This window comes from Mycobacterium numidiamassiliense (genome assembly GCF_900157365.1).
In the GTDB taxonomy this organism is placed as follows: domain Bacteria; phylum Actinomycetota; class Actinomycetes; order Mycobacteriales; family Mycobacteriaceae; genus Mycobacterium; species Mycobacterium numidiamassiliense.
In genome coordinates, this window is the sequence record NZ_FUEZ01000004.1 from 3,866,583 (window position 1) to 3,878,959 (window position 12,377).

The following is a 12,377-nucleotide window of genomic DNA, read 5'->3' on the forward strand; positions in this document are numbered from 1 at the left end:
CGCATCGTGGCGGGCACATGAGCACCACCGAACGCCCTTCGCGCCCCTTCGTTGCGAGGACGGTACGCAGCCTTTCGGTCTTCGTCATCCTCGGTTGGGTCGCGTTTACCCTGCTGGTGACTTTCGCCGTGCCACGGCTGGAGGTGGTCGGGGCGCAGCATTCCGTGCCCCTGGCTCCGCAAGATGCACCGGCTGTCCAGGCCATGGAGCACATGGGCAAGGTCTTCAAAGAATCCAATTCCGACAGTTTCGCGATGCTTGTTCTGGAGGGGCAGCAACCGCTCGGAGACGAAGCGCACGCATACTACAACCGGCTGATTCGCGCATTACGGGCCGACAATAAGCACGTCGAACACGTGCAAGACCTCTGGTCCGATCGACTCACCGCGGCGGGCGCGCAGAGCCCGGACGGCAAGGCCGCGTACGTGCAGTTGAATTTGGCGGGTAATCAAGGCACAACTCTGGGCCAGGATTCGGTGGCATCGGTCCGCAGTATCATCGCGCATACCCCGCCGCCCCCGGGTATTAAAGCGTATGTCACTGGCCCGTCCGCACTGCTGTCGGATATGCAAAGTGCGGGCGACAACTCCATTCTGAAAATCACCGCAATAGGCGCCTTAATCATCTTCCTGGTGCTACTTGTGGTTTACCGGTCGGTCGCCACCGTAATTCTGTTATTGCTCACGGTGGCGACGGAAGTATTTGCGGCACGCGGAATCGTCGCATTTCTCGGCGATCATAATCTGGTCGGCCTCTCGACATTTGCCACCAACCTGCTGGTCGCCCTCGCAATGGCAGCCGGAACCGACTACGGGATCTTCTTCTTCGGCCGGTATCAAGAGGCGCGTCAGGCAGGCGAGGACCGGGAAGCGGCCTACTACACCACCTACCGCAGCGTCTCCCCCGTGGTCTTGGGTTCCGGTTTGACGATCGCCGGTGCGATGCTGTGCCTGAGTTTTACCCGGATGCCCATCTTCCAGACCGTCGGCGTGCCGTGCGCCGTGGGCATGTTCGCCTCGGTGCTCATAGCGCTGACTTTGGCCCCGGCGGTTCTCACCCTCGGAAGTGGCTTCGGTCTACTCGATCCCAGGCGCAGGATCACGGTTCGTGGATGGCGGCGGGTCGGCACGGCGATTGTCCGGTGGCCAGCGCCCATTTTGGCGGCCAGCTCCGCGATCGCACTGGTCGGAATCGCGACATTGCCGGGTTATAAGACGAGCTACAACGACCGTCTCTACATGCCCAAAGACATTCCGGCCAACGTGGGATACGAAGCCGCGGATCGTCATTTTTCCCAATCGCGGATGATGCCCGAAATCGTGATGGTTGAAGCAAATCACGATATGCGCAATCCGACGGACTTCCTCGTACTGCATAAAGTGGCGAAAGCAATTTTCCGGGTTCCTGGAATTTCTCGGGTCGTGGGCATTACCCGCCCCCAGGGCACACCGATTGAACACACCTCGATCCCCTTCCTGCTGAGCATGCAAAACGCTGGACAGCAGCAAGACATGAGGTACATGCAGGCGCGCGCCGAAGACATGCTCAAGCAAGCCGATATGATGAGGAAAAGCATCACCCTAATCAACAACATGTACAACATCACAAAGCAGCTGAATGCAACCGTTCATGACATGGTTGGCAAGACGCATGAATTAACTGAAATGCTGGATGATGTGAATGGTAATCTTGCGAACTTTATCGATTTCTTCCGGCCAATTGAAAGTTATTTCTACTGGGAAAAGCACTGCTACGATATTCCAATATGCTGGTCGCTGCGGTCTATATTCGACACCCTGGAAGGCGTCGACACTCTCGATGAGAAACTTCATGACCTGGTGAAGAACCTGGACAAGCTGGATCTGATTCTCCCGCAGATGCTCGCGCAGTTCCCAGCGATTATCGACAATATGCACGAGACGCTGCAGTTCATGCTGACGAATCACAGCACCATGGCTGGGATGCTGAACCAGATGGACCAAACGCAGAACGAAGCGACCGCCCTGGGTCAGGCATTCGACGACGCCAAGAACGACGATTCTTTTTATCTACCTCCGGAGGTTTTCCAAAACCCTGACTTCAAGAAAGCGATGACGTCGTTCTTTTCTCCCGATGGGAAAGCGGTTCGATTCATCGTCTCGCATCGGGGCGACCCTGCCACGGTCGAGGCCATCGCCCGCATCGATCAGATCAGGACGGCGGCCGAGGAGGCACTCAAGACGACGCCGTTGGAGGACGCCAAGATCTATGTCGCCGGCAATGCGTCCACTTTTAAGGACTTCCAGGACGGTTCTGCATACGACCTCTTGATCGCGGGGGTCGGATCACTCTGCCTGATTTTCATCATCATGGTCATCATCACCCGAAGCTTTGTGGCAGCACTGGTCATCGTGGGCACCGTTGCGATCTCGCTGGGGTCGTCATTTGGGCTATCGGTCCTTGTCTGGCAGTACCTTCTAGGATTCCGATTGCACTGGATGGTGGTCGCGATGTCGGTGATCGTTCTTTTGGCGGTGGGATCCGACTATAACCTGCTGTTGGTATCCCGAATGAAAGACGAAATAGCCGCCGGAATAAAGACGGGCATCATCCGGGCAATGGGTGGTACCGGTAAGGTTGTGACGAACGCGGGTCTGGTATTCGCCTTCACCATGATGGCGATGGTGGTCAGCGATTTGCGCATCATCGGTCAGGTCGGCACCACGATCGGCTTGGGCCTATTGTTCGACACCTTGGTTGTGCGCTCGTTCATGACTCCGTCCATCGCCGCGTTGCTCGGACGGTGGTTCTGGTGGCCTCAGACTGTTCGTCCGCGCCCCGCCAGCCAGCTGCTCTGGCCTATCGGGCCGCGTCCGGTGGTGCGGTCTTTGCTGCTTGGAAATGAGCGCCGCGAAGATGAGGCGCCTACCACCGAAATTCCGCGGGCATCGGTCTAAGTTGGCGCTCGCGGTTTGGCGTGAGCTAGCACGCGCCCAAGAGGCGCCAATGGGAGCATGTTCATCGGACCGCAACGACAGCGCCACACCAGCGAAGGTTTGTGGCATACCCGATAGCGTCAATACCGCCTACATGCGGACATCGACCATGGAATACTCCCTACGGTGAGTTCACTTGCGGTCGAGGTAAACGGCCTTGCGAAGACGTTCGGGGGGGGCGCGCCCGCGCTTGGTGGCGTGAGCTTTTCGGTTCCGACCGGAACGGTGTGCGGGCTGCTCGGCCACAATGGCGCCGGCAAGACGACCACCATCAACATCCTCTCCACGCTGATCCGCCCGACTTCGGGCCATGCCCTCGTTGCCGGGTACGACATCGTCCGCCAACCCGGCCGGGTACGCGCCAGCGTCGGGTTAGCCGGGCAGTCCATCGCAATGGACCTACTGCTCACCGGCCGGGAGAATCTGGTGTTGTTCGGCAGGCTGCGCGGCCTCCATCGCCAGCAGGCCAAGGCTCGCGCCGATGAGCTGATCGAACAGTTCGACCTCGCCGATGCCGCCGACCGGCGTGTGATGACCTATTCCGGAGGCATGCAGCGGCGGGTCGACCTCGCCAGCGCCCTGATGGTGCTGCCGAAAGTGCTCTTCCTCGACGAGCCGACTGTTGGGCTGGACCCACGCAGCCGTCGCGACGTGTGGGCCCTGATTGGCTCGCTGCGTTTACAGGGCATCACCGTGTTACTGACCACGCAGTACCTGGAAGAGGCCGACGTGCTGAGCGATTCGATCGTCGTCATCGACCATGGGCAGGTGATCGCCAGCGGCACCGCGGAGGACCTCAAGCGCAGGGTGGGTACCAGCTATTGCCAGGTGACCCCGGCGAACCCGACCGACCTGCCGCAGGTCGCAGCCGCACTGGCCGGGCTCGACGGAATCGATATTGACACCGACACGGGCTCGGTGTCGGTGTTCGCCCCGGATGGGGTGGCCACGCTCGGCGAGGTGTTCCGCCGGGTCGATGCGCTCGGTGTCGAACTCGTCGATATCTCGCTACGTAAACCCTCGCTCGATGAGGCGTTCCTGCATCTCACCGAACAGCGGACCGTCGCCCGGTCATGAGCGCTCTGGGGGCGCTTACCGAACGTGCGCTGATGTCCGCGGCGCGCGACGGTGCGCTGGCTATGGAGTTACTATCACCGGTCGCGTATTTGGCGGGCTTCACCGTGGCGCTTCACGGTCTCGTCGACACCGGCCACATGACTTATGCGCAGTACTTGGTGCCCGCGGTGGTCGTCCAGTCGGTGGTCTTCGTCGCCCTGATCACCGCCGACCGCTCGGCCCGTGATCACCTGTCGGGGCTGGGCGTGCGGTTGGCGACGCTGCCGATATCCGCAGCAGTCCCCGTTAGCGCTCGCCTGGCGGCCACCCTGGTCCGGGCCGTGCTCGTCCTTTCGGTGGCGATGGTCGCGGGCTACGCGTTCGGGTTTCGCATGACCGGCGGCTTGGGCTACGCGCTGGCCTTCGTGCTCATGGCGCTGCTGCTGTGCTTGGCCGTTGGGCTTGGCGCCGACGCGCTGGGATCGAGCACGAGCAGCATCCAGGGGGCCAGTCAGCTACTCGTGGTCCCCCAGTTGCTGCTGTTCATGCTGTCGACTGGAATCGCTCCCGAGAAAACCTTTCCGGAGTGGTTGCGCCCGTATGTGCGCAACCAGCCAGTGTCACTGGTCTCCGAAACGCTACGCGGCATGGCCTGCGGGCACGTGGCGCTCGGCAACTTGATGGCCAGCTTGGCTTGGTGTGTGGGGTTGGTGCTTGTCTTCGGCGCAATCACGCTGCGGGCACAGAGGCGGACGTAGTGACAGTGGCGGACGTAGTTGCACGGCAGCCCAAGACGACAGGCTCGCTGCTGACTCAGAGTTGGGTGCAAGCCGGTCGACTCCTGATCCGGTGGCGGCGTGACCGAGCGGTGCTGATGGGATCGCTGGTCTTCCCGATCTGTCTGCTGCTCGCCTACGAAGTGGTGCTGGATCAGCAGGTGCACAAGGTCACCGGCGTCGACAGCATCTACGGCCTGGTCCCGGTGTGCGCGGTGCTGTCCGCACTGTTCGGCTCGCTAGGCAGCGCCGTCGGCATCGCGGTGGAGCGCGAGACGGGGATACTTAGTCGTTTGTGGGTGCTGCCAATACATCGGGCGAGCGCGCTCACCGGACGGCTGATGGCTGAGGCCGTGCGGGCCCTCATCGGGACAGTGCTGATCACCGTGCTCGGGGTCGCCATGGGGCTCCGCTTCGCGCACGGCTGGCTGGCGGCACTGCTGTACATTCTGATCCCGTCGATGCTGGTGGTCGGGTTTACGGCGGTGGCAATGGCGCTGGCCATCCGAATGAATGGCCGTATTGTCATGACCTGGCTGGCTAGCGTGACCGTCTCGCTGGCGTTCATCAATCCCGGTACCACGCCGATCGGGATGTTCCCCGACTGGCTACGGCCACTCGTACGCGTCCAACCGATGTCGCCCCCCATTCAGACGATGTGGGCGCTGGCTCACGACGGCCCGATCGTCTGGCCTCTGGCAATGACTATCTTGTGGGCGATCGTGCTGCTCGCGGTGTTCATGCCGATCGCGGTGCACGGCTATCGTATTGCCGCAGAGTCGAGCCCATGAGCAGGTGCTGCATCGCTGTCGGTGCCTGTAGCGGTGAACACCGCCAGATAGAGATCTTTCGTGTTGGCGGTGCCACGCACACCTGAGTGCTGGGCCATTCCTTGACTTTGGCCTTCATGTCGGACCGGCCACACTTATGGGAACACATGGGCTCAGGGTGTTTAGAGTCCGATGTGCCACACAGATTCGAGCGCTGGCTCCCGGCCGGGCGTGAATTAAGTCGGATACCGCAACTTGCCTGACCCGCCGCGGCTATTTCAACGCATGTTGAGCGGATCACCAAGGCGTAAATATGGTTCCGGCAATGAAAACCTATCGGCGCCGCAATGGGTTGCCAGGCGGCAGTGGTATTCGCAAAAAACCTGCAAGCCGGATTTCGTGCTGGACATTCGCGGAGGAATTCCCCTCATAGGAAACAGATTCTTTTCGCCTCAAGAGCAGTAGCGTTCGGCGACACATTTCTATCGCCGAGGCCCAGAAGAATGCCGGCAACCGCTTCCTGAACTCCGTGTCAACTTTTGCGCTGACGCCACTCTTGTCGTTGTACCGCGCAATGACAATGTCCATGTACCGCGTGACGAGCGCCGGATTGGAGAAGCATCGGATGTTAAAGTCCCAGTCGGCCCAGACCGGGTAACGAAGGTTGTAGGGTCCGATGCTGTCGAAAAGCTCGCGGCGATAGAAGATCGACTGGTGGCAGATATTCGTCTCAAATAGCAGACGGTCGAGGTCGAAGACGCCGGCATGACGGAACGAGGTCGATTGCATAATCACATCGCCATATACCAGATCGCTATGGTCATGTTCGGCGATGAAGGCGGCGACGCGAGCTAGGGTATCTGCTTCATAGAAGGTGTCGTCGGCGCCCAAAAAGAGCACCCAGGTACCCGTCGCAAGGCTGGTACCGCGGTTCATGGCGTCGTAGGCACCCCGGTCTGGGCGGGAGTCGAGGATCATGCGCGCACCGAGCTCCGGGGCGACGGTGTCCGCGATGTCCAGTGTCCCGTCGGTTGAGCCGCCGTCCACCAGGACCAGCTCGAAGTCCGTCCAAGTCTGCTGGACAAGGCTGTCAAGACAATCAGACAGGGTGGACGCCACGTTCAACGCTGGGACGATGATCGAAAACGTCGGCGCAGTCATGACGCGCACGACGCTGACTCAAGCACTCGGCTTCGCCCCTCGATCCCGCCCTCCATCTGATCCGCTGAAGGGTTCATGCACTCGCTTCCGGTCGATGGTCCTCACGAAAGAAGACACCGTCGGCCTGCAACATTCGGCCATCGCGCGGATCAGTGAAACATGGCAGCAATCCCATCAGCGTGAAGCCCAATGAATAAACGAGATCGAGCGCTTCACGAATTAACATGCCGCCTTCGTACAACGGTAGAAACGACAGCTCGATTTGCATGCCGACACAATAGTCATTCACTGTTGATTTGGCGCCGGCGAGCACTTGCTTCTCGAAGCCTTGGACGTCTATCTTCAAAAAAGCAACATCGCCCGGCTTTAGAATTTCTGACGCCAACGAGTCGAGACGGCGTACCGGCACTTCTTCGACCCCAACATAGTTCGCCGGCGGAAAGGCATCTTGATGACTCTTTAGCATCGGCAAGACAGAACTGCTTTGACCAGCATTCCCGGCGATATTTATCGAAATTGTTTCATCGGCCTCACCCAACGCGCACTTTTGGCAATCCCAAAGAGGATCCTTCGACGCTGTGCTTTCCAAAATCGAAAACGGGCCGGATAGCGGCTCGAACGAAACGATACGACCATTAAATCCTGCTTTGCGCAGGCCAGCAGTGTATTGGCCCGAGTTAGCGCCGACATCAAACACAATATCGACCCGACGTGATTGGAGTTGCTTTACAAAATTGCGCTTCCAATCCAGCTCTGAATAGTAACGCGATAAGTCGAGTGCAGCGCTGCGTGGTATCGAACTGGCACGGCGCAATAAATCCATTGCGTAACACTAACATGGGAATACCAAGACGGATCGATCAAGGGATTCGGTTAAGCCAAAATGAACGATGACCTGCGCCGACGACTCCGCGATCGAGCGTCGCCAAGCCGATGTCGAGCGTCAGCCGCAGGCTAGCCAAGTCGCCCGCTCCCTCGTTACACGGACAGTCGCTCGCGCCAAGGCGGGCCCGCTTCGCCCCAGCAAAGCCCGCTCGAGGTTTACGCCTGTAGTACGCCCCAACGGAAAACTCGAAAGGCTCACTGCCCGCTCCACCGGAGCGAACAGGAGGGTACTCTGTGTCTCCCGTCCCGGCTAGCTCATGTGCGTGGGGCAATGGGCGGTCGAGAACGGCAGCATCCGCCACATTCCTTCGACATACTCGGGTGCGTATCCCCAGTCGCGGATGGCATCGAGGTTGCCCAAGTAGAGGTCTTCCTCAATACCGGCCTTTGATCCGTGCCACCGCCCGTGTGATCTTCCGGGTCACGAAAGTTTCACCACGCCTTGGTGACTCGTGATTGAACAGGATGCCGTTGACCGCGAACATCCCGTAAGCCTCGCGATAATTGCGCGTTACCCAGTACGAGTAGACCTTTGCCGCGCCGTACGGTGAGCGCGGATAGAACGGTGTCTGCTCGCTCTGAGGCGGCGGCGACGCGCCGAACATCGCTGATGACGACGCCTGATAGAACCGGCAATCCACCTTGGAAAGGCGAACGGCGTCGAGCAGCCGCATCGATCCCATGCCGGTGGTATCGCCCGTGTGAACGGGTTCGTCGAAGCTGACCCGGACGTGGGACTGCGCCGCGAGGTTGTACACCTCGTCGGGTTCGATCGTGCTCAGCAAGGTCACCAGGCAGGGTACCGTCGGTGCGGTCGCCGTAGCGCAGGAACAAACGCGCATCTGGTTTATGCGGGTCGACGTATAGGTGGTCGACCCGCGACGTGTTGAAGGTCGAAGCTCGACGGATCAGGCCGTGTACTTCGTATCCCTTCGCCAGCAGCAGTGCGGCGAGGTACGAGCCGTCCTTGCCGGTGATTCCGGTGATCAACGCCCGCTTCATCACATTCCCCCGGCGTCGACGCCTGTACGTCCCCGCCCGTCAGGTATCCCATCGGGGCCGTCTCACTGCTCACGTTGCTGGATCTGGGGGCCCGTTGTCGACTCATAGTAACCTGCATTGAATATCAAGGTGCTTAACGGCTTCCGCGCCGGCTAAAACCTTAATCGGAATTGGGCGCCAAGTTGAGAATCGATGACTAGGTTGACATCTCGCCATTATGAACGCGAAAGATAGTCTGCAGCAGGGATAATCGGCGTGTTCTATGCTTCGGTATCCAAGATCGGAGTGCGCTTGCCTGAAGCTCGCTACTTGGATTGGTCGAAAACGCCTTCGTCGAAATCCTTTGGCCGCGATGGCATCCAGGCACGCGAGCAACGTAATCCCCCGCTTGCCATAGGCCGACGCAGCCGATCTGACCAGTGGCTTGTCTGCGGTTTCAAGATCGATCCGCAACCTCGCCTCTGCAGTACGCAGAGTCGTGCCCCTGTGGACGAAGCATGGGTTAGACTCCCCCGCATGGCGAATGATTTGGTTCCCGACATGCCCTTGGTGCGCCTTGGCACTGAATGGTCGATGAGCACTGACCGAGGACTGCTGGAACTCCGAGCGCGCACCGTGGGCGGCAGCGGGCGCGAAGTCTGCAGCAGCCAATAGCCCCGAACCTGACTCTCACCATGATTCACAGGTTCTGCATTAGTCATACGGAGCCTTTGTTGCCCGAGAGTTGGTACGACGATTGCATCGCTCTTGGGGATTTCCAACCCGACTCCGTACTTCACGTACGACAACTTGATCAGTTTTGGCACGAGGCTAGACCGATGATATACGGTAGCGCCGGAACGTACGTCTTGCCGATCGCAATTGAGAGATTCGCCGATGATGCCAAGCTTATTGAGATTTGTTCCTACAGGAAGAGAATCCTCCCCTCTTCTGAGGGAAGAGAATCCGTAGTATACGGAGGGATGAGGGAGTTAAGCTTTGGGAAATTCCAAAAGGAAGCCGAACTATCGGTATTCATTCCCAGAGCTGACTTAGAGTTTTTGGTTTCCCCTCCTCTATATCTCGAAAAATCGGTAATTAAACACTATGTGCAGGAGCAAGTTATTGACCGCAGGGATGTTGTCGATTACACGTCGCTAGCGGTAGAGATGGGCGTGCTGGATTCGAATTCCACATCAGAATTCTTGGCCGCAAAGCATTGCATTCCTGGTGGAGTTGAACTCGGGATCTACCCGAAGGCATGGTTAACACGCCAGCTGTCAAGCCTGGAGCTTATCGGCAAGCAGTTCCTTTGTCGATACGGCGATCGCGTGAAAAAATATGACATGCGTAAAGTAAGATCAGTCTCATTTCTCTCAGAGTGCCTAGGGTCTTTCCTTCTAATTAGTCATCTTATGGAAAAGTATTCTAACAACATTCCAGCCGATATATTTGGGTATTTGACTGTGGCGGTAGAAGGTAATTCAACGTACTCCCTTGGAGTAAAGTAAGCCGTACGTTCTGGTTGTCCTCCTTCCGCGCTTGTTGACGTCGCAGCAGACACTCCAGGAGGATTCGATTGAGGGCCGCTCATCTGCGGCATTTCAAGCCAGGAGCGCGTAATTGTCGCGCCTGCGACAACGGCTTTCGCAGCCTGCCGCACGGATTGTGCGAAGCCGATCCCGACGAAATCTACAACCGGACAGAGCCCGGTCGGCCTGTCATTCAAACAACCGGTCGAGGCGTTCGAGAACGTCGCGCTCGACATGCTCAATCTGCTTGTAGCGATCCGCCTTCTCGATAAGCCCATTCGCCTTTACAGTGCCGGCTCAAGTGAGGCGCGTGGTCGTGTGCAGCAATCGGGGCTCGATTCCCGAAATAGTCGGTACGCAGCGGCCTACTTCCCTGGGACAAACACACCGCTACGACCGCAGAGAACTATCGGCAAATCCCGTAAGGTTCCATATTGGAATGGCGATTTCCGTCGACCGCCAGCTCCTGATTCGTCTATGCGTGGCTTTCCGAATGACAGTCTAGGGTGAGCCGCGGCGATCTCTTTAAAAAGCTCCTCACACACCCTTGGCGTCTCGCCCATGCACCCGACGAAACAATTAACAATCGGTTAATACTGATGGGCTCCAAGGTGGCGATTTTCCCATCTGGGCTACTACCCTCGGGCCATCGCGGAAACGTATAGATGAACGGCGCAGGTGCCTCTACCCGTCCCTGCTGAGCTAAGCTGAACCTCAGGCAACTCAGCAACGCAGATGAGAGAGTAGCAATTGTGAGACTCGTTCTGAACCTATCCCCCACAGCTCTGCGCCATCCATTTCGTGGCCGACGCAGAATGCTTCGGACGCTCGGGCCAGATCTTGCGTTAATGACCGCCTGGTCGACTACGGACGCTGCGCGTCGGAGCGAGGTTACTGAGGCAGTCAATCGCACTCAGCAGATGGGTAAATTAGCCCGCTACTTGCCCATCTATGACTCCATAATCGACCGAACGAAGCCGATCCGCATGTTAGTCATCGGTAGTTTCTACACGGACTCGGTACAGATGTGGCAGGAATATCTCCACCCCAACTCGCATGTCGTGGGTGTCGACAGTAACTCAAAACTTTTAAAGATCGCGGATTCCGAAGGCGTTCATGCCCGCCTTGCCGACGTAGAAGCAAACGCTGCCTTTTTGAAAGAAGCTGCCGCTGAATTCGGTCCATTCGATATTATTCTCGACGACGGTGGTCATACGAGCTCTCAGATGGTGGAATCCTTCCGCTGTTTGTTCGCGAATTTCTTAAGCGACGGAGGCGTTTACATTGTCGATGACATTGACTGTGACTATCGTAAATCCTATCGCGATAGCCGTATCTCATTCATCGATTTCGTCAAGGCGTTAATCGACGCTATGCATGCTCACTACCAGGTCACCACCAGCGAAACCAACTTTCAAGTCGGCCGTCCGGACCGAATCCAGGAAGTAGCTGTACCAGCAATTACACCGATTTTGGGCGCTATCGAGATTCACGATTCCCTGGTCGTTGTGCGCCGTGCAACCCGTGGCCTGACGCGAAGCATCCAGGGGACCTAAGCCGACCTCACCCGCCGAGTCGCTAGACCCGAAAGTAGCCGACGCAGCTATCGAATGGCAGGCGCTTCAACTCGACCTTGTTGAGATCGAGGAGCTGCTTGAGCGCCCTCGGTTCCCCCGGGAAGTTGACATAGGCGACTTCGTCGAAACCACCAGTCCCCTTCGGCATCAAACGGGAGAAACGTCTGCAGCGCGACTTTGGTGGACTCGTAGAGATCGTGTCGAGAACCAGCATAGCGACAACCAGGTCCGGTCGCGTCTTAACGAACTCGGCAGCGGTTCGGGCAATGTCTCCTTGACGAGCTCACACCGACTGATGCGATTTACCGGACGGACCAAGTTCGTTGGCGTTGATCATTTCCTGGATTAGCGTGGATCGGTGTCGGAAAACATCGTTGCATCGATGTCCTTGGGGTCTTCTTTGCCCATCGATGCTGGTGAACCCGGCGATGGCTCCGAATCAGATGATTGAACGATATAAGGCATCAGCGAGTTGCAACGGTAAACGCCGCACTCGATGATTGCGCCGAGGACATCCATGACCATCTTGAACAGTTCGATCCGCGACAGGGCGGCCGCGACCCTAATGCGGTTGGCAAACACGAGAGAAGCACCGGCGACGTCGTGCAAACGGCAGGCCGCTCTGGCTGCCACGGGGTGGATTCTGAGCTCTCACAGCCTCTAC

11 protein-coding genes and 1 pseudogene are annotated in these 12,377 nt (G+C 58.3%); 7 read left to right on the plus strand and 5 right to left on the minus strand.

What is annotated here, in order from left to right; translation table 11 throughout:
- Positions 1-17: 17 nt before the first annotated feature.
- The 4 genes from MNAB215_RS26400 to MNAB215_RS26415 all read left to right on the plus strand — a co-directional run bounded on the left by MNAB215_RS26400 (position 18) and on the right by MNAB215_RS26415 (position 5,598).
- Positions 18-2,936, plus strand: coding sequence for an MMPL/RND family transporter (locus MNAB215_RS26400; RefSeq protein WP_077081398.1), 2,919 nt, complete (start codon positions 18-20; stop codon positions 2,934-2,936).
- A gap of 165 nt (positions 2,937-3,101) precedes the next feature.
- Positions 3,102-4,052, plus strand: a complete 951-nt coding sequence (locus MNAB215_RS26405; protein WP_077081399.1) for an ATP-binding cassette domain-containing protein — start codon at positions 3,102-3,104, stop codon at positions 4,050-4,052.
- Positions 4,049-4,789 carry an ABC transporter permease gene (locus MNAB215_RS26410; RefSeq protein WP_077081400.1) on the plus strand — a complete coding sequence of 247 codons (741 nt, stop codon included), beginning with the start codon at positions 4,049-4,051 and terminating at the stop codon, positions 4,787-4,789. The genes MNAB215_RS26405 and MNAB215_RS26410 overlap by 4 nt, the downstream gene beginning before the upstream one ends.
- Positions 4,789-5,598 (plus strand): ABC transporter permease, encoded by an 810-nt coding sequence (locus tag MNAB215_RS26415; protein WP_245830407.1) that lies wholly within the window; start codon positions 4,789-4,791, stop codon positions 5,596-5,598. The genes MNAB215_RS26410 and MNAB215_RS26415 overlap by 1 nt, the downstream gene beginning before the upstream one ends.
- Positions 5,599-5,910: 312 nt before the next feature.
- On the opposite strand, the gene MNAB215_RS26420 is transcribed toward MNAB215_RS26415, so the two are convergent.
- From MNAB215_RS26420 to MNAB215_RS26430, 3 genes and pseudogenes are all read right to left on the minus strand, one after another.
- Complete coding sequence (locus MNAB215_RS26420; protein ID WP_083746370.1) at positions 5,911-6,738, minus strand: glycosyltransferase family 2 protein; 828 nt, start codon at positions 6,736-6,738, stop codon at positions 5,911-5,913.
- Between the two features lie 73 nt (positions 6,739-6,811).
- Positions 6,812-7,561, minus strand: a complete 750-nt coding sequence (locus tag MNAB215_RS26425; protein ID WP_077081401.1) for an FkbM family methyltransferase — start codon at positions 7,559-7,561, stop codon at positions 6,812-6,814.
- Between the two features lie 351 nt (positions 7,562-7,912).
- A pseudogene (locus tag MNAB215_RS26430) lies at positions 7,913-8,625 on the minus strand (GDP-mannose 4,6-dehydratase); the annotation flags it as partial.
- A gap of 818 nt (positions 8,626-9,443) precedes the next feature.
- On the opposite strand from MNAB215_RS26430, the gene MNAB215_RS29535 reads away from it, so the two are divergent.
- The 3 genes from MNAB215_RS29535 (at position 9,444) to MNAB215_RS26440 (ending at position 11,692) form a co-directional block, all read left to right on the plus strand.
- Positions 9,444-10,115 (plus strand): hypothetical protein, encoded by a 672-nt coding sequence (locus tag MNAB215_RS29535; protein WP_131829171.1) that lies wholly within the window; start codon positions 9,444-9,446, stop codon positions 10,113-10,115.
- Between the two features lie 168 nt (positions 10,116-10,283).
- Complete coding sequence (locus MNAB215_RS26435; protein WP_425436556.1) at positions 10,284-10,646, plus strand: GDP-mannose 4,6-dehydratase; 363 nt, start codon at positions 10,284-10,286, stop codon at positions 10,644-10,646.
- A 338-nt stretch (positions 10,647-10,984) separates the two neighbouring features.
- Positions 10,985-11,692: a class I SAM-dependent methyltransferase gene (locus tag MNAB215_RS26440; protein ID WP_165691614.1), complete on the plus strand. Its 708-nt coding sequence runs from the start codon at positions 10,985-10,987 to the stop codon at positions 11,690-11,692.
- A gap of 22 nt (positions 11,693-11,714) precedes the next feature.
- Here MNAB215_RS26440 and MNAB215_RS29870 read toward each other — a convergent pair whose 3' ends face one another.
- Together MNAB215_RS29870 and MNAB215_RS26445 are read right to left on the minus strand one after the other, a co-directional pair.
- Positions 11,715-11,861 carry a hypothetical protein gene (locus tag MNAB215_RS29870; protein ID WP_165691615.1) on the minus strand — a complete coding sequence of 49 codons (147 nt, stop codon included), beginning with the start codon at positions 11,859-11,861 and terminating at the stop codon, positions 11,715-11,717.
- Positions 11,862-12,058: 197 nt separating this feature from the next.
- On the minus strand, positions 12,059-12,346 hold the full coding sequence (locus tag MNAB215_RS26445; protein ID WP_131829172.1) for a hypothetical protein: 288 nt from the start codon (positions 12,344-12,346) through the stop codon (positions 12,059-12,061).
- Positions 12,347-12,377: the final 31 nt, after the last annotated feature.